This window comes from Propioniciclava sp. (genome assembly GCF_047602245.1).
Taxonomy (GTDB): Bacteria; Actinomycetota; Actinomycetes; order Propionibacteriales; family Propionibacteriaceae; genus Propioniciclava.
In genome coordinates this window covers 1,773,194-1,790,127 of record NZ_JASGHT010000001.1, presented here as the reverse complement: position 1 = coordinate 1,790,127, position 16,934 = coordinate 1,773,194, and the positions used below count along the sequence as shown (strand labels likewise).

Below are 16,934 nucleotides of genomic sequence, written 5' to 3'. Positions count from 1 at the left end.
GGGTCAAGCTATGACGATCAGGGTCTTCTCGAAGCCGTCGTGTGTGCAGTGCACCGCGACCTACCGGGCCCTCGACAAGCACGGACTCGACTACGAGGTCGTCGACCTCTCCGCCGACGAGCAGGCCCTGGCCGAGGTGCTCGCCCTGGGCTACCAGCAGGCCCCGGTCGTCATCGACGGCGACGAGCACTGGGCCGGTTTCCGCCCCGACAAGATCAAGGCGTCCGCCACCCGCGCCCAGGCCGCCTGAGCCGCACGCGCGCCGGTGGGTCGAGCCAGACCCACCCCCGAAACCCCGCACCCGCATCGCCCGCATTTGCTTGCCGGCGGTGCGGGTGTTTGGATTCAACTGCCGCAGTGTTCGGGAATCCGGTGAAAATCCGGAGCTGTCCTCGCAACTGTGAGTGGGAAAGTCGCTCCCCCAGCACGCCACTGAAGCCTCGCTTCGGGAAGGCGGGGGCGCGGCGCTCGACCCACGAGTCAGGAGACCGGCTGCGGCGTGGACACGACGACCTCCACGATGGATGGAGCGAAAGGAATCACCATGCCTTCAGCGCGCTCTCACGCAGCCGCCCGCACGATCACCGGGGGTGCGCGATGACCCTCGCCGCCAACCTCGGCTTCCCCCGGATGGGCCGCGACCGCGAGCTCAAATGGACCCTGGAGAAGTACTGGCGTGGTGAGGTGGACGCCGCCCAGCTCACCACGCTCGCCGCCGGACTGCGCCGCACGCACTGGGACGCCCAGACCTCGCGCGGTCTGGACCGGGTGCCGGCCGGCGACTTCACCTTCTACGATCACGTGCTCGACACCGCGGTCACTCTCGGCGCGGTGCCCGAGCGCTTCGGCGCACCGTTCGACCTGGCCGGCTGGACCGCCGAGGCGCTGAGCACCTATTTCGCGATGGCCCGCGGCGCCCAGGGCGTCCCGGCTTTGGAGCTGACCAAGTGGTTCGACACCAACTACCACTACCTGGTGCCCGAATTGGCCCCTGACCAGGTCTTCGGCTACGCCTCGCGGCACACCTCGGCCATGGTCGCCGAGGCGCTGGAGGCGGGCGTGCCGGCCCGCGCGGTCGTCCTCGGCCCGGTCACCTTCCTGACCCTGGCCAAGCGCACCGACGGCGGCTCGACCCTGGAGTTGCTGGACGCCGTGCTGCCCGCCTACGAGGCCTGGCTGGCCGACCTGGTCCTCACCGGCGCCCGCGCGATCCAGATCGACGAGCCGTGCCTGGTGCTCGACCTGGACGCCACCACCCACGACGCCTACCGCCGCGCCTTCGACCGCCTGCGCGCGGCCGCTGGCCAGGCCGAGCTCACCCTGGCCACCTACTTCGGCGGCCTGGGCGACAACCTCGACCTGGCGGTGAGCCTGCCCGTCGACGTGCTGCACGTCGACCTGGTCCGCGCCCCCGAGCAGCTGGACGCCGTCGTGGCCGCGCTGCCCGCCGGCACGGGCGTGTCGCTCGGCGTGGTCGACGGCCGCAACATCTGGCGGGCCGACCTGTCCGCGCTGGTGGCGCGTCTCGCCCCGGTGGTCGAGGCCCTCGGCAGCGACCGGGTGCAGATCGCGCCGTCCTGCTCGCTGCTGCACGTGCCCTTCGACGCCGCCCGCGAGGCGGACGGGGACGCCGAACTGGCCGGCTGGCTGTCGTTCGCGCTGCAGCGCCTCGACGAGGTGAGCATCATCGCCCGCGCCCTGAACGGCGACCCGAGCGCCCGCGAGGGCTTGGACGCCTCCGACGCAGCCGTGGCGTCCCGTGCGGCGTCCGCCCGGGTGCACCGCGCCGAGGTGCAGGCACGCCTGGCCGAGGTCACCCCGGACTGGGCGCGGCGGGCGTCCGGCTACCCGGAGCGGGCCGGCCAGCAGCACACCCGGCTGGGCCTGCCGCTGCTGCCGACCACCACGATCGGGTCGTTCCCGCAGACCGCCGAGGTGCGCCGGCTGCGCGCCGCCTTCCGCAAGGGCACCCTGGATGCGGACGCCTACCGCGCCGGCCTGGAGGACGCCACCCGCGCCTGCGTCCGGATCCAGGAAGACCTCGGCCTCGACGTGCTGGTGCACGGCGAGTTCGAGCGCACCGACATGGTGGAGTATTTCGGCGAGAAGCTGGACGGCTTCGCCACCACCGGCTACGGCTGGGTGCAGAGCTACGGTTCCCGCTGCGTGAAGCCGCCGGTGCTGTTCGGCGACGTGGCGCGGCCCGAACCGATGACGGTCGACTGGGCGAGGTTCGCGGCCGGGCTCACCGACCGTCCGATGAAGGGCATGCTGACCGGCCCGGTCACCATCCTGCAGTGGTCGTTCGTCCGCGACGACCAGCCCGAATCGGTCACCGCCGCCCAGGTGGCGCTCGCGCTGCGCGACGAGGTGCTCGACCTGGAGGCGGCCGGCCTGCCGGTGATCCAGGTCGACGAGCCGGCGCTCCGGGAGGGCCTGCCGCTGCGCCGCGGCGACTGGGACGCCTACCTGGCCTGGGCGACCGAGGCGTTCCGGCTCGCCGTGGCGGGCGTCCGCGACGACACCCAGGTGCACACGCACATGTGCTACGCCGAGTTCGGTGACGTGATGGACGCCATCATCGCCCTGGACGCCGACGTCATCTCGATGGAGGCGTCCCGTTCGGGGATGACCCTGCTGGACGAGCTGACCGCCGCGTCCTACCCGAACGAGGTCGGCCCGGGCGTGTGGGACATCCATTCCCCGCGGGTGCCGGACGCCGCCGAGGTGGACGCGCTGCTGACCGCGGCCGTGGACGCCCTGGGTGCCGACCGGCTGTGGGTCAACCCAGACTGCGGCCTGAAGACCCGCGGCTGGCCCGAGGTCGAGGCGTCCCTCACCGAACTGGTCGCCGCCGCCGAGCGCGCCCGCGCCCGGACGACCAGCCTGTAGCGCTCATCCGCACCAGATGAGGGGGTTCCGCACCGCGCGGGACCCCCTTGTCCGGTACCGGCTGATCCGCCGGGGCTCACCCGTTGTTCCAGCGCGACCGGTTCGCCGCCGCCGGACGCCCCGGGCGCAGGATCCGCGACACGGCGTCCGCGACCGCCTGGACGGCGTCCGGAACCCGGATCGTCGACCGCAGATCCATTCGCCATTGCGCGCCCGGCACCGTCTCCAGGAAGCCGAGACCGTCGAGGAAGGCCGCGGGCAGGTGCTGGCAGTTGGGGACGCCGTAGGTGCCGGGCGCGATCAGCGCGCGGACGCCGCGGTGCGTCTGGGTGGCCGCCAGCCGGTGCATCAGCTGGGTGCCGATCTGCTCGCCCACCTCGGGCCGGCGCACCCAGGCCTGCACGATCACGGTGCTGCCCTCCAAGTAGGGGCCGTTCAACGCGGACGCCGGAGCCGCCGCGATCATGCCGACCACCTCACCCTCCCGGACGGTCTTGAGACCGAACACCGCCGGCGGCGGCGTCCGCCCGCACCAGGGGCAGGCGAGCGCCGTGAGGTCCTGGCTGTCGAGCGACATGATGGAACGCACCGCTGCCTCCTTTGGGCAACCCGGCCTCAAGTGGGACAATGGCCGGGTGAGCTCCTTGGAACCGTCCCGCCGCGACACGCGGCTGGACTCCCACATCGATCAGTATGCAGACCGGACCGGGTCCATGACGGTTTCCGCCGTCCGAGCTCTCTTTTCCGTCGCCAATCGCCCCGAGGTCGTCTCGCTGGCCGGCGGCATGCCCAACATCGCCGACCTGCCGCTGGCGCGGCTGGGTGATTCGTTCGACCGTCTGGTGCAGACGCACGGCATCCAGGCGATGCAGTACGGCTCTGGTCAGGGCGAACTGTTCATGCGCGAGAAGATCTGCGAAGTGATGGCCGAAGAGGCCGTCGTCGCGAACCCGGACGATGTGGTGATCACCTGCGGTTCGCAGCAGGCGCTCGACCTGGTCACCCGGATCTTCATCAACCCCGGCGATGTGATCCTGTGCGAGGCGCCCTCCTATGTGGGCGCGATGGGCACCTTCAACGCCTACCAGGCGCGCATCCACCACGTCGCGATGGACGAGCACGGTCTCATTCCGCAGGCGCTGGAGCAGGCGATCGTCTCGCTGCGCGCCGCCGGCCAAGCGGTGAAGTTCCTCTACACCATCCCGAACTTCAACAATCCCACCGGCATCACCCAGCCGATCGAACGCCGCCGCGAGATCCTCGACGTCACCCGCAAGCACGGCCTGCTGGTGGTGGAGGACAACCCCTACGGCCTGCTCACCATCGAGGGCGAGCCGGTCGACGCGATGCGCTCGATGGACGACGACATCGTCTACCTGGGCTCATTCTCCAAGACCTTCGCGCCCGGCTTCCGGATCGGCTGGGTGCTGGCGCCGCACGCCGTCCGGGAACGCCTGGTGATCGCGCAGGAGGCGGCCGTGCTCTCGCCGCCGGTGTTCAGCCAGTTCGCGATCGCCGACTACCTGGACAACTTCGACTGGCGCGGCCAGATCGAGTCCTTCCGCTCGATGTACGCCGCGCGCCGCGACGCGATGCTGCACGGGTTGGAGGCGTTCATGCCGCCGGGCACCACCTGGACCGTGCCCAACGGCGGCTTCTTCGTCTGGGTCACCCTGCCCGAGGGTCTCGACTCCCAGGCGCTGCTGCCGCGCGCGGTCACCGAACGGGTCGCGTTCGTGCCGGGCACCGCGTTCTACGCCGACGGGTTCGGCAGCCGCAATATGCGCCTGTCGTTCTGCTTCCCGACACCCGAGCGGATCATCGAGGGCTGCCGCCGGCTCGGCAAGGCCATCGCCGACGAGCTCGAGATGCACAACACCTTCGGCCTGGGCACCGACGAGCACCGGCATCGTCCCGTCTCCGGCCCGGCCCCCAACGTCAGCTAACTCTCAACCGAACGAGGAGCACCAACGTGTCCGACAACGTGATCGTCCTGGCCGGCGGGCTCTCGCACGAGCGCGACGTGTCGCTGCGCTCCGGGCGGCGGGTCAGCCAGGCGTTGCGCGACGCGGGTCATCAGGTGGTCGAGGCGGACGTCACGGCGTCCCTGCTCGACACCTTGGCCGCCGCCGAGGACGCCGTGGTCTTCCCGGTGCTGCACGGCGGCGCGGGTGAGGACGGCGCCCTGCGCGGGGTGCTGGACCTGCTCGGGGTGCCCTATGTCGGCTCGGACGGCCCGTCGTCGCGGATCGCCTTCGACAAGGCGGTCAGCACCCCGCTGATCGCCCACGCCGGCATCGCGACGCCCCGGCAGGCGGCGATGCCGCAGAGCGTGTTCCGCGAGCTGGGCGCTGGCGCGCTGGTGAGCGCGCTCGCCGAGACGATCGGCTTCCCGATGATGGTCAAGCCGGCCCGCAGCGGTTCGGCGCTGGGCTGCACCAAGGTGACCGAGGCCGCCGAACTGCCCGCAGCCGTGGTGACCGCGTTCAGCTACGGCGAGGTCGCCATCGTCGAGGAGTTCATCGAGGGCGACGAGGTCGCGGTGACCGTGATCGACCTCGGCGAAGGCCCGGTGGCGCTGCCCGCGGTGCAGATCCAGCCGCGCTCGGGCGTCTACGACTACACCGCGCGCTACACCGCCGGCGAGACCCGGTTCGTCGCGCCGGCCGAGTTGCCCGACGAGGTGACGGACGCCTGCGCCGCGATGGCGCTGGCCGCCCACCGCGCGCTCGGGCTGCGCGACCTGTCCCGCACCGACCTGATCGTGCGCGACGGCGTCCCGGTGTTCCTCGAAGTCAACGTGGCCCCGGGCATGACCGAGACCTCGCTGACGCCGCTGGCGATCGAGGCGTCCGAGGCCGGCTTCGCCGACGTGTGCACCGCACTGGTCGCCCGGGCCCGCTCACGACGCCGCGAGGACGCCGAGTAGCCATGACCACCCGCCTGAAGCAGATCCTGCTCGTCAGCGTCGGCATCGTCGGCGCGGCCATCATGGTGATGCTCGGGTTGTGGCAGATGCAGGTGTTCGTCGACCAGGGCAACCGTGGGGTGGCCGACCGGGCCGCCCAGCCCCCGGTACCGCTGACCGACCATCTGGGCGACGCCGGCGCGGTCGGCGACATCTACGGCAAACAGGTCACCATCGTGGGCCGCTACCTCGACGGGCAGCAGGAGCTGATCCCCACCGAGGGTGGCTGGCGGGTGCTGGCCGCCTTCGAGATCGCCGACGGGCGCATCCTTCCGGTCGTGCGGGGACTCGCCTCCGCGCCGTCCCCGTTGCCCGCGCTCCCCGCCGGGGAGCGGACCGAGGTGGGACTGTTCCTGCCCGGTGAAGGCGACCCAGAACCAGGCACCGTGGGGGCGTCCGCCGCGCCCGGTGAACTGGGCTCGGTGCGGATGCCGCTGCTCGCCCAGCGCTGGCCCCAGCAGCTGGTGCCCGGCTTCGTCACGCTCAGCGAGCCGGACGCCGCCCAGCACGGCCTGGCGAAGGCGCCGGTCGCGTTGCCCGCCGGCGAGGGAGCGGCCCGAAACAGCGGCTACGCGCTGCAATGGTGGGTGTTCGCCGCCTTCGGTCTCGGCATGGCCATCAAGCTCGCCCACGGCCTCGGCGTCCGCGAACGCCGCGCCCAGGAGGCCGCCGCGCTGGCTTCGCTGCACACCGACACGACCCAGGGTGCCGGACCGGCGTCCGCCGACAGGAAGGAATCCATGTCATGAGCATGTCCCTCGACGACAGCCCGATCGAGGTCGGAGAACTGCCGGGGATCCGCGGAGCGCTGCTGCGCTATCGCATCATGGCGTGGATCGTCGGCATCCTGCTGATGGTGCTGGTCGTGATCGGTATGCCGCTGAAGTACGTGTGGGACAACGACGCGGTCGTCACCGCCGTCGGCGTTCCGCACGGCTGGCTGTACATGGTGCTGCTGATCACCGCCTACGATCTGGGACGCCGGGTGAAGTGGCCCTGGCTACGGCTGATCCTGATCGCGCTGGCCGGCACCGTGCCGTTCCTGTCGTTCGTGGCCGAGCATTACGCCACCAAGGACGTCCGCGCCCGGATGGCCGCGATCGCCCAGCACCCCGAGAACTGACCCTTCGATCGCCCGCGTGGTAGGCGTCCGGATCGCCGATTCGCCGTATCAATGTAGAGACGTGGTGCGTCTATTCACCACGTCTCTACATTGACGCCCAGTTCTGAGCTATTCGATCCTCTCTGCGGGGAAGCTCGCGAAGCAGATCAACGAGTCCGACAACTCGAGAACGTAGACAGCCCGCCCATCCGCCGCCCTCGTATGGATCTCCGGGTCAACAATGTACTGGCTGGAAGCGTCCGGACATCGTGCAACCTCGCTGAATCGATCGGCCTGCATTCCGGCCCGTACTGCCCCTGATAGACGTCGAGGTCGGCCCCCGCCCACCTCGCTCGGCGCACGGCTGGGACCGCGGCAGTGTAGGGATGGCCGCGACCGTCGGCCCTCAGTCAATGTGCCTCGCAATCACGACAACAAGGACGGAACCTCACTAGGTCCAACTTTCCAACCCGGCTTGCCATGGAGGCAAGCCGTGAGTAGTCTTGACTTGCCGACTTGGAAAGCCAAGACATTGGTGATCCTGCTCAACCAAAGGAGTCCGTCATGACCCCTGAAGAAGCCCGCAAGTCACTCGATGACATATCAGAAACGAAGCGCTTTGTGGCGCAGCGAGCGCGCCCTCCGAGGGGCTACTACGCCGTGGTGGGAATTGGCCCGGCAGCTGCGATCTTGTCGTTCGCATTCCACGGCTCATTGCAATACTGGCTTTTGATAGCTGGATTTATCCCCGCCTTCTTCGCAAACCTGTGGCTCAAGTCAGCAACCGGCACCTGGACAGCGACGGTTCTATCGACTGCGCTTCTCAAGGAGTGGCCGGTATGGATCTTGGCAGCAGTTTTCGGCGCGGGGTTGATCTCGGCGGTCATTGAGAAAACCCTTCTAGTTGCCCTGATCGGCGCTGCGGCTACGCTCTTGGCCTTTGCCGTGGTGGGGCTGATCTGTGGCCGAGGGCGTCAAGAGCAGGTGGTGGTCCTATGAAGGTCCGGGGCAAGGCGCAGTTCGATCCCGTCATCCACTCCCCGCATCGTCTTCGTATCTGTGCCGCTCTGGATTCTGTCGACGAGGCAGAATTCGAGCTCCTACGCGAGGTCACCGGAGTGAGCGAATCAGTCCTCAGCAAACAAGTGAAGACCTTGGAAGAAGCCGGTTACGTCACGACGACGAAGGCAACGCGCGCCAGCCGCGTGCGAACCTGGGCGTCGATCACAAACCGGGGCAAGGCTGCCTACCAGGGACACGTCATGGCACTCCAAGAGATCGTTTCAGGCCTCTAGTCGTTCAGCCAGCCCGACGACTCGTCCGCCAGAGTGCTGACAGGAATACCGAAGTCAAGTTCTTGCACAGTCCCCGTTTCTCCACCTCGCACGCCGCGCTGCGGGTCGTCGAGAAGTCCGGTAGGGCGTTGAACCCGCCGCCGCACTCCGCACCACACCGACACAAGCTCGCGGAACCGGAAATACTCCGGAGGAATCAATTGATGCTTTGACTAGGCAATACCTTAGCCCCAACTGCTTGGATTCGAAAGGGTGTTCGGGTAGAATTTGGTCATGGAAACCCCGCCACGCACCGCACGCCAGGTCGCCGATGACCTGGTCGATGCGCTCGCGCGGCAACGGGAGTTAGCGGTTCGTCAGGCCGACCTGGTCGCCGAATTGGTTGACCTGTACGACACGGTGACCGACGTCGGCCCGATGACCCGGGGGTTGCCGGGTGTGGAGCGGTTGCGGCCTTCTGGTCATGATGGGACGCCGTTGGTGGCGGAGTTCCTGCCGGTCGAGTTGGCGCCGCTGTTGCGGACGTCGGTTCCTGCGGCGTCGGCGTTGGTGCGGGACGTGATGGATCTGCGCGAACGCCTCCCTTACACGTGGGCGGCGTTGCATGAGGGCAGGGTCGAGTGGCGGCAGGCGCGCCAGATCGCCCGTGAGACCGGGACCGCGGAGCTTTGTGTGGACGCGGCCCGGTGGGTGGATGAGCGGCTGGCATCGTGTTTGGGCCGGTTGCCGTGGGCGCGGGTGAAGCGGAAGCTGTCCGGTTTGATCGTGTCCGCCGAGCCGGAGTTCGCTGCCCGGCGCGCCGAACGAGCCAGGTCGGAGCGGTTCGTGCGGATCCGGCATGAGCGGGACGGAATGAGTAGCCTGTTCGCCCGGCTCGACACCCCCGGCGCGGTACTCCTGGAATCCGCCATTGATGCGCTGGCGCGTAGTGCTGTTCCGGTGACACGAGTGACGGTGACCGGGCCTTCCACCGAGCCCATGCTGGATGATGGTGCCGGCGGAGCGACCGTGGCAGGCGCCGGGCTGATACCGGCAGTTGCCGATGAAGAGACATCGGCCACCGGGACCGTCGTTGATTCGATCGTGCACGGCACCATGGGAGCGGTTCCGAAGGCAACCGTTGGTGACCCGAGGATCCCCGGTGGGCAGGGGTGGGCGCCCTCGAAATCATGGGGTGCGCCTGGTCCGATCATGAGCCTCGACGATGTGCCCGGTGTTGATCTTGAGACCCGTCGGGTTGATGCTCTGATCGTGCTCGCCACACCCAGCGACACGGGCGGGGTATTGCCGCGCCCGGCCTGCACCATGGTGGTGCACCTGGCGCCGGGCAGTGCGGTAGCGCGTGGCGAGGGTGAGATCGGGCCGCTGCTGATGAGACAGGTCAAGGAACTCCTTCGGCATCACCGGGTCACGGTGCTGCCTGTGATCGACCTCGCCGATGACCCCCAGGTCGACGCCTACGAGATCCCCGCCAGGATCCGCCGGCAGGTGCTGGTGCGGGATCCGTTCGAGGTGTTCCCGTACTCGACCACGCGCTCGGCCGGTTGCGACCTCGACCACACCGATCCCTACGATCAAGGGAAACCAGCAGGCCAGACACGGCCTTCGAATCTGGGACCGTTGAGCCGGCTGGTGCACCGAGCGAAAACTCATGGCGGGTGGAAGGTCACCCAGCCAGCACCCGGAGTGTTCCAATGGACCTCACCGTTGGGATACCGGTACACGGTCGCCCGCAACGGAACCACCAACCACACCGACACCCCACACCCTGACACCTCGCACGATGGCAGGGACAGCACGACGCATGGTGTCCGTCACACTCCGGCACCGCCAACACGTGGGCTGGCGTTCCGCCACAACCCGAACGAGCACCTCCTGTCCCTCACACGCCCACACGGCGAGACCAGCGGCCAGCGTAAAGATGGCGCCGACAAGACCGAACGCGCTGTAGTGAAGACGGGCATTGACATCACTCACCCCACCGATCGACGCTGGGTCATCGACCTTGCCGCTTGACCCACCACCGGGCAGCAAGACCGAGCGCCATGAAAACCAGGCGCGGACATCACTCGTCCCCGCCGATCGACGCTGGACCGTCGACATCGTCCCCTTGACCTACCGGCGGGGGGGACGGTCAACCGTCCCCCAGCACCACCCCAGCCCGGCCCCACCCCAAGCCGGTCACGCTGGCTCAGCAACCCCGGAACACCGGCCTCTGCGAGCGCAGTATCAACTTGCCGCTTGGCAGGGCACAACAGCCCAAAGACGTTTAACTATTTATCGATATAGCTCTTGGCTCCCGCGCGTCACAATCAAGGTGATCGATCCTGAACGATCCTACGGAGCTTCACGGCATATGAACGGGACACACGCTCGGACAACGCTTTCGCCTAGGCCAACTCGGCGAGATCGGGACGGTCTGCCAACCACCAGAGCGCTCCCAGCTCCGCAAACCATGAGGGGGTTCCAGTAGTCGTCCTGGCTCAAGTCGCGGTCGAGAGCTTCCGCCACAGCGGTCAGTGATGTCATTCCCGACAACCAGGGCAGGCCGTGCTCACCGAGGAGTGCCGACAGATCCTCGCGCGCTCGTTCACGTACTTCGGCAGGATCAAGCCGTCGGCGCCACCATCCCGCGCGCTCGTACTTGCGAAGATCGAGAACCGGGTCATCATCGAGTCGTGGTTCGGCCGGCGAGCACCAGGACGTTCTTGCAATAGAAGCCCGGACGGCGGCTGATCGAGAACACGTGCTCGAAGAACGGCTCCAGTTCCACGAGAAACACACCGACCTCCAGATAGGCCTGCTGCGGTTCAAGTGCCCGGTCTGTGATGACCACCGCCCGCCACGACAGCCCCTCGCGCACCGTCTTCTCGAACACACCCGCTCGGCGACGGACGAATCCTTCCGGCACCAGGCCGGCGGGATGCTCGTCCATCAGCGCCACCAGTTCGTTCTTCACCATCGAGCGAACCCTCCCCTCGGGACGCCGACCGCCTCACTCGACGCGGTCAGGCTTGGGTGGAGACCCCTTCGCGGAGCACAACCAGGATGCGGTCCAGGTCCTCCTCACCGGCGAACTCGATGGTGATGCGTCCCTTGGTCTTGCCGATCTGCACGTTGACCCGGGTGTCGAAACTGTCGGTGAGCACCTCGGCGAGGTGACTCGCGCGGGGGGACGGCGTCCGGGGGACCGTCCGGCGACGAGCACGCTGTTCGTGCTGCCCCATCGACACGATCTCCTCGACGGTGCGCACACTGAGGCCTTCAGCGACGATCCGCTGCGCCAGCCGTTCCTGGTCGACAGGATCGGTCAGGCCCAGCAGCGCACGGGCATGACCGGCAGAAAGGACGCCGGCGGCCACCCGTCGCTGCACCGGCCCCGGCAGCCGGAGCAGTCGGATCGTGTTGGAGATCTGCGGGCGCGAACGCTTGATCCGAGTCGCCAACTCATCTTGGGTGCAATCGAAGTCATCGAGCATCTGCTGGTAGGCAGCGGCCTCTTCGAGGGGATTGAGCTGGACGCGGTGCAGGTTCTCCAGCAGGGCATCGCGCAACAGGTCGTGATCTGCGGTGTCCCGGACGATGGCGGGGATCGTCGCCAGGCCCGCGCGCCGGGTCGCCCGCAGACGACGCTCGCCCATGACGAGTTCGTATCCGTCGCCGACCCGTCGCACCACGACGGGCTGCAGCAGGCCCACCTCGCGAATCGACTCGACCAACTCGCCCAGGTCGTCCTCATCGAAGACCTGCCGGGGCTGCTTGGGATTGGCGGCGATCGCATCGACGTCGAGTTCGACGAACGCCGCGCCGGCGGGTGCCGGCACGAGGGCCGCGTCGTCCTGCGGGTCATCCTCGGCGACCCGGGCCGGGGGCGATACGTCGACCGTCGTCGGCCTGATCAGGTCCCCGAGACCGCGACCCAGGCCGGAGCGCTGACGTGGTGCAGACATGACATTCCTCCTAGTCAGAAGCTCTTGGCGCCGCGTTCGGCGATCTCTTGGGCCGCCTCGACGTAAGCCTGCGCGCCCACCGAGTTGTACTGGTAGCTGAGCACCGTCTGCCCGTAGGACGGCGCTTCCGCGACCCGGACCGAGCGTGGGATCACCGTATCCAGCGTCTCCCGCTCAAAGTGCCGGCGCACCTCCGCGGCGACCTGCGAGGAGAGGTTCGTGCGCCCGTCGTACATGGTGAGCAGGACGGTGGAGAGCACCAACTCCTCATTGAGGCGTCCCTTGACCAAGTTGATGGTCCGAAGCAACTGCGTAACCCCCTCGAGGGCGTAGTACTCGCACTGGATCGGAATGAGAATCTCCTGCGCCGCCACCAACGCGTTGAGGGTCAGCAGACCCAGCGACGGCGGGCAGTCGATGATCACATAGTCGACGTAGTACTTCTCGAAGAAAGTCGCCAGCGCGTCCTTCATTCGTGTTTCACGTGAAACCGACGCCACCAGCCCCACCTCGGCACCGGCGAGATCCACGGTCGCGGGAAGCACCCACAGACCTGGGATGTCGGGGCAGCGGCGGAGCGCGTCGATGATCGGGTACTGGTCGACCAGGCATTCGTAGGTGCTGGTCGTACCCTCGTCATGTTCAATACCGAGCGCGGTGGACGCGTTGCCTTGAGGATCAATGTCGATCACCATGACTTTGAGGCCGCCCTGCGCCAGGCCGGCCGCGATGTTCACCGCGGTGGTCGTCTTGCCGACGCCACCCTTCTGGTTGGCAACGACCATGATCCGCGGGCTGAGCGGCTGCGGAAGAGTCGGCGTTTCACGTGAAACATCGATCGCGAGGTCATCCGGAGCCTCCGGCTCTATGATCGCGAACTCGTCCACGTCGTGGGCGATCCGGCGAGGCTGTGCGGGGGAAGTCGACACAAGCAATCCATCCTTCGAGAGGCCAATCGGCGACTACCAAAAAATACCTCACCATCTCGCGCCGATCCGTTCGAACCGCCGTCATCAGCACAGGTTCGCGAGGAACGGCCGTCTCAGAGATGCCATCTTCGGCCCTCACTCCTTCATCTCGACAGCGTGTTCAACATCGAAAACACCCTCGACGATCACCCTCTAAACCCAACACGATGCCTACACATCTGCGCTCGGAGAGTCACACGACGAGCAGAAACCTCGACTAGCCGTGGTGCCCTGGGTCGGGCGACTGTTCGGAGCGGAGGATAATTCATTCTCGGATTTAGCGATCTCGGAGTCCCCGTTTCGTCCGTCACGGTGTTTTGATCGGGACCGGCGTTGCCAGACGTGTGCCGATGAGACAGAACACCTACGCGAGCCACCCGTCATTGGAAACCCTCTCTGGGCGAGATGGTCGGACCACGCCGCCCGGGTTAATCACGTTCGCCCGGCACGTCGCCCGGCATAGTCCCTGTCGCCCGGTTTCCTACCCGGGCGACGGTGAGTACACCGGGCGGCGTGCGAAACATCCAACCAGAGCGTCATCGTCGGGGATGCCGCCTTGCTGCCATCGTGGCCGCGGCCGCCCGATTGACGGGTGACGCACGACGGGTGACGCACGACGAGTGACGGTAGGTAGGCTCGGTCACCGCGCGTGAGATAGGGATATCGGGCGCACGCTCCGTCACCATCGCTGAGGCCGACCTGCGCGAACACCGCCACAGCGGACCACGCCTGGCGCGGATTCGCGTGAACACTGCTCGGGGCAATTGCCGCCGCCGGCCATGCGTCAGTACCGGCGGCTCGGCGAAGACGTGAGAACAATCGGGCTGGTAGTCCAACCCGGTCCTTCTCACATCCCCAGATTGTGGGCGCCATGTGACTTCACGTTCGGCCCGGCGTCCAGCGTTGCCCTGACCCAGAAACCGGACGACCGGGCGTCCGACACCGCTTGATGAAGCAGTGCATCATCACCAGCACACTGTTCCATTGAAATCCGTTGTGGCAGGGTCATTGACCCTCACCGTGTCGATCGTTCGGACCTCCAACCTCGACCATGCAGCCGAACCCATGATCGTCGAGCATGACGACGACACAAAGTTCGAGCGCGTCGACGGCGTCCGCCCGCGAGACCAGGTTCCGACGGCCGGGTTGCCGCACGGCGACTTCGCGAAGACGGGTTGGCGGAATCGGGCGAGCACGCGGTCCCCATCCTCAATCACACGACAACCCCGCTTTATCGATAAAGCATTACAGCTACTCTCGGTTTATCGACAAACCGACACCTCATGGAGCGTACGCTCCACGCTCACGCTGAAGAACTCGCGGTCGCGCCTATGTTGCAGCACAGGCACGACGACAACGAGGTACGCCACGAGACGGAGCGTACGCTCCGTCAACGCCCCCCTCACCGGCGTCCGTGGGATCGAGCCATCACCAGGTGTCCGCGATCAGGGCGCGAACACCGGCACCACCAGGTTGCCGGTGGTCCGTCCGGCGGAGTCGAGCAGCCAGCCCATGGATTTGTGGGCCCTCATCTGGACGACGAGATCACCGGGCGCCAAGCCGGGCAGCGTCTTGGCGAGGGTCTGTTCGAAGCCGCGGAGGGTGGACATGGTGTTCGCCCGGAAGGTGAGCCGCAGATTGTGCGCTCCGGTGGTCCATTCGCCGGCCCGTAGCGAGGGCTGGTCCCGGAGCAGTTCGGCGATCCGCGGCTTGTGGTTGAGTGCGGCGGTGGCCAGCCAGGTGCATTCCAGCGCCCACCCGGCGAACTGGGGTGCCACATCGCACCTCATGGTGATCTTCCCGCCGACCAACAGCCGTTGCAGCCGGCGCTGCACACTGCTCACCGGGGCGTCCAGCAGGTGGGCCAGGGCGGTCGCGCTGACGCGGCCGTCCCGGGCCAGCGCCTCGGCCAGAACCACGTCGACCCGCGACGGCGTGCTCTCCGGCGCCTGCTGGGGGCGGGTGGCGGTGGCCTGCGAGGTCCGGGCCGGGCCGAGCGCGTTGACCCGCCAGGACTCACCGCCGACGATCACCTCGGTGATCAGGGAACTGCGGGTGCCGTGCACCCCGTCCAGGCGGCCGATCCATTCGATGATCAGGGTGGTCAGTGAATTCATGTCGGGCGCGATGATCCACACCAGCAGGTCGCCGTCGCCGGTGCACTCCTCCACGCTCACCACCAGCGGGTGCTGGCACAACTGCTGGATGACGACCGGCAGCGTATCGGTGCGGCAGTCGACCTCGACGATCGCGGTGAACTGGGTCTCCAGGTTGGGGTAGGTGGTGATCCAGGCCAGCCCTTCGCCGTTCAGCCGGTGCCAGCGGTTGGCGGCGGTGGTGGCGGAGATCCCGAGGATCCGGCCGGCGTTCGCCCACGACATCCGGGGATAGATCTGCAGCAGGTTGACCAGTTGCAGATCGGTCTCATCGATCATGGCGACAGTCTCGTCCTTCCGAGCCGGATTGGGAAAATCTCGTGCCGATCCCGGTCGGCGCTGACCAATCCTCCAGCCAACTACCCAGTGGGCGCATAAATCGAGCGGGGACGCGCACCGGCCGGGTCCGGCTGTTGAACTGTGCCCACGGCGTCAGCGATGACGCCGCGGCAAGGCCCGGCGGGCCCGGCAGGCAGCAACGACGTCGCCTGGCGGACGGCCGGATCAGCAGTCAATGACGACGAGGGAAGACGTGAACACACAGCAGCAGCGTATTCGAGTGGTGCAGTGGGGATTGGGCGCGATGGGTCGCGGCATCGCCCAGCTCATCCTGGCCAAGGACGGTCTCGAGCTGGTCGGGGCGGTCGACGCCAACCCCGCCTACGACGGCCAGGACATCGGCGAGGTGTTGGGCCAAGACCCGGTCGGCGTGAACGTCACCAACGATCCGTCGATGCTGCTGGCCACCACCAGGATCGATGTGGTGACGATCGCGACCACCTCGTGGGTCGGCCGTCAGCTGCCGGATCTCAAGCGCATCCTCAGCAGCGGGATCAACGTGGTGAGCATCGCCGAGGAGATGGCAGCTCCCGAAGCGCAGCACCCCGAGATCGCCGCCGAACTGGACGCGGTCGCCCGCGAGCACGGCGTCTCGATCGTGGGCGTCGGCGTCAACCCCGGCTTCGTGCTCGATCTGCTGGTGGTCACGCTGACCGCCGGTAGCCAGGAAGTCACCCGGATCGAGGCCAGCCGGGTCAACGATCTCAGCCCCTACGGCCCGACCGTCTTCCGCACCCAGGGCGTCGGCACCTCGCTGGCCGAGTTCGAGGCCGGGGTGGCGGACGGCTCCATCGTCGGGCATGTCGGCTTCCCGGAGTCGATCGCGCTGATCAACGACGCGCTCGGGCTGGGCATCGACCGGGTGGAGCAGCAGATCACTCCGATCGTCAGTTCGGTGCGCCGTGAGGCCGGCGACCTGGTGATCGAGCCCGGCCAGGTGGCCGGCTGCAACCACATCGCCAGCGGCTACCGCGGCGATGCCGAGGTGATCCGGCTCACCCATCCGCAGCAAGTCTGTCCCGAGGCCGATGGCCGGTCCACCGGCGACTACATCACGATCTACGGCACCCCGGAGATCCACCTCTCGACCGGCCCGGAGATCGCCGGCGGCATCGCCACCGCGGGCATCGCGGTGAACACCATCCCGCGGATCCTGGCCGCCTCGCCCGGGCTCAAGCGGGTCATCGACCTGCCGGCGCCGACCGCCCTGATGGGCGCCTCGGCCTATCTGCGCCGCTGACCCCGTCCACCACCAAGGAGCCCG

The 16,934-nt window shown here is 67.7% G+C and carries 15 protein-coding genes and 1 riboswitch; of the genes, 10 read left to right on the top strand and 5 right to left on the bottom strand.

Annotation, left to right across the window (positions count from 1 at the left end):
- Positions 1 to 10 precede the first annotated feature (10 nt).
- A complete protein-coding gene (nrdH, locus tag QM708_RS08530) occupies positions 11 to 250 on the top strand; it encodes a glutaredoxin-like protein NrdH (RefSeq protein ID WP_415106762.1) in 240 nt (79 codons plus the stop codon).
- An 88-nt stretch (positions 251 to 338) separates the two neighbouring features.
- Positions 339 to 512: riboswitch (cobalamin riboswitch) on the top strand.
- A gap of 85 nt (positions 513 to 597) precedes the next feature.
- On the top strand, positions 598 to 2,892 hold the full coding sequence (metE, locus tag QM708_RS08525; protein WP_415106759.1) for a 5-methyltetrahydropteroyltriglutamate--homocysteine S-methyltransferase: 2,295 nt from the start codon (positions 598 to 600) through the stop codon (positions 2,890 to 2,892).
- 76 nt (positions 2,893 to 2,968) lie between these two features.
- Here metE and QM708_RS08520 read toward each other — a convergent pair whose 3' ends face one another.
- Positions 2,969 to 3,481 carry a hypothetical protein gene (locus QM708_RS08520; RefSeq protein WP_415106756.1) on the bottom strand — a complete coding sequence of 171 codons (513 nt, stop codon included), beginning with the start codon at positions 3,479 to 3,481 and terminating at the stop codon, positions 2,969 to 2,971.
- Positions 3,482 to 3,527: 46 nt separating this feature from the next.
- On the opposite strand from QM708_RS08520, the gene QM708_RS08515 reads away from it, so the two are divergent.
- From QM708_RS08515 to QM708_RS08485, 7 genes are all read left to right on the top strand, one after another.
- Complete coding sequence (locus tag QM708_RS08515) at positions 3,528 to 4,838, top strand: PLP-dependent aminotransferase family protein (protein ID WP_415106753.1); 1,311 nt, start codon at positions 3,528 to 3,530, stop codon at positions 4,836 to 4,838.
- Between the two features lie 26 nt (positions 4,839 to 4,864).
- Positions 4,865 to 5,821, top strand: a complete 957-nt coding sequence (locus QM708_RS08510) for a D-alanine--D-alanine ligase family protein (RefSeq protein ID WP_415106750.1) — start codon at positions 4,865 to 4,867, stop codon at positions 5,819 to 5,821.
- Between the two features lie 2 nt (positions 5,822 to 5,823).
- The gene (locus QM708_RS08505) at positions 5,824 to 6,609 is read left to right on the top strand and encodes an SURF1 family protein (protein WP_415106747.1); all 786 of its coding nucleotides are present in this window, start codon (positions 5,824 to 5,826) and stop codon (positions 6,607 to 6,609) included.
- Positions 6,606 to 6,983 (top strand): DUF3817 domain-containing protein, encoded by a 378-nt coding sequence (locus QM708_RS08500; RefSeq protein WP_415106744.1) that lies wholly within the window; start codon positions 6,606 to 6,608, stop codon positions 6,981 to 6,983. Before QM708_RS08505 ends, QM708_RS08500 begins: the two co-directional genes overlap by 4 nt.
- A gap of 543 nt (positions 6,984 to 7,526) precedes the next feature.
- Complete coding sequence (locus QM708_RS08495; protein WP_415106741.1) at positions 7,527 to 7,961, top strand: hypothetical protein; 435 nt, start codon at positions 7,527 to 7,529, stop codon at positions 7,959 to 7,961.
- On the top strand, positions 7,958 to 8,257 hold the full coding sequence (locus QM708_RS08490) for a transcriptional regulator (RefSeq protein ID WP_415106738.1): 300 nt from the start codon (positions 7,958 to 7,960) through the stop codon (positions 8,255 to 8,257). The genes QM708_RS08495 and QM708_RS08490 overlap by 4 nt, the downstream gene beginning before the upstream one ends.
- Before the next feature lie 273 nt (positions 8,258 to 8,530).
- Positions 8,531 to 10,273, top strand: coding sequence for a DUF222 domain-containing protein (locus tag QM708_RS08485; RefSeq protein ID WP_415106735.1), 1,743 nt, complete (start codon positions 8,531 to 8,533; stop codon positions 10,271 to 10,273).
- A gap of 652 nt (positions 10,274 to 10,925) precedes the next feature.
- On the opposite strand, the gene QM708_RS08480 is transcribed toward QM708_RS08485, so the two are convergent.
- The 4 genes from QM708_RS08480 to QM708_RS08465 all read right to left on the bottom strand — a co-directional run bounded on the left by QM708_RS08480 (position 10,926) and on the right by QM708_RS08465 (position 15,610).
- On the bottom strand, positions 10,926 to 11,216 hold the full coding sequence (locus QM708_RS08480) for a hypothetical protein (protein ID WP_415106732.1): 291 nt from the start codon (positions 11,214 to 11,216) through the stop codon (positions 10,926 to 10,928).
- Between the two features lie 49 nt (positions 11,217 to 11,265).
- Complete coding sequence (locus tag QM708_RS08475) at positions 11,266 to 12,207, bottom strand: ParB/RepB/Spo0J family partition protein (RefSeq protein WP_415106729.1); 942 nt, start codon at positions 12,205 to 12,207, stop codon at positions 11,266 to 11,268.
- Between the two features lie 14 nt (positions 12,208 to 12,221).
- Complete coding sequence (locus tag QM708_RS08470) at positions 12,222 to 13,094, bottom strand: ParA family protein (RefSeq protein WP_415106726.1); 873 nt, start codon at positions 13,092 to 13,094, stop codon at positions 12,222 to 12,224.
- A 1,526-nt stretch (positions 13,095 to 14,620) separates the two neighbouring features.
- A complete protein-coding gene (locus tag QM708_RS08465) occupies positions 14,621 to 15,610 on the bottom strand; it encodes an Lrp/AsnC family transcriptional regulator (RefSeq protein ID WP_415106723.1) in 990 nt (329 codons plus the stop codon).
- A gap of 253 nt (positions 15,611 to 15,863) precedes the next feature.
- On the opposite strand from QM708_RS08465, the gene ord reads away from it, so the two are divergent.
- Entirely contained in the window at positions 15,864 to 16,910 is a 1,047-nt protein-coding gene (ord, locus tag QM708_RS08460) for a 2,4-diaminopentanoate dehydrogenase (protein ID WP_415106720.1), read from the top strand.
- The last annotated feature ends 24 nt before the right edge of the window (positions 16,911 to 16,934 follow it).

Excerpts from the sequence above, each read along its gene's own strand:
- nrdH (WP_415106762.1), top strand. The coding sequence starts at position 11 with ATGACGATCAGGGTCTTCTCGAAGCCGTCGTGTGTGCAGTGCACCGCG.
- metE (WP_415106759.1), top strand. The coding sequence starts at position 598 with ATGACCCTCGCCGCCAACCTCGGCTTCCCCCGGATGGGCCGCGACCGC.
- QM708_RS08505 (WP_415106747.1), top strand. The coding sequence starts at position 5,824 with ATGACCACCCGCCTGAAGCAGATCCTGCTCGTCAGCGTCGGCATCGTC.
- QM708_RS08500 (WP_415106744.1), top strand. The coding sequence starts at position 6,606 with ATGAGCATGTCCCTCGACGACAGCCCGATCGAGGTCGGAGAACTGCCG.
- QM708_RS08495 (WP_415106741.1), top strand. The coding sequence starts at position 7,527 with ATGACCCCTGAAGAAGCCCGCAAGTCACTCGATGACATATCAGAAACG.
- QM708_RS08490 (WP_415106738.1), top strand. The coding sequence starts at position 7,958 with ATGAAGGTCCGGGGCAAGGCGCAGTTCGATCCCGTCATCCACTCCCCG.
- QM708_RS08485 (WP_415106735.1), top strand. The coding sequence starts at position 8,531 with ATGGAAACCCCGCCACGCACCGCACGCCAGGTCGCCGATGACCTGGTC.
- QM708_RS08475 (WP_415106729.1), bottom strand. The coding sequence starts at position 12,207 with ATGTCTGCACCACGTCAGCGCTCCGGCCTGGGTCGCGGTCTCGGGGAC.
- QM708_RS08465 (WP_415106723.1), bottom strand. The coding sequence starts at position 15,610 with ATGATCGATGAGACCGATCTGCAACTGGTCAACCTGCTGCAGATCTAT.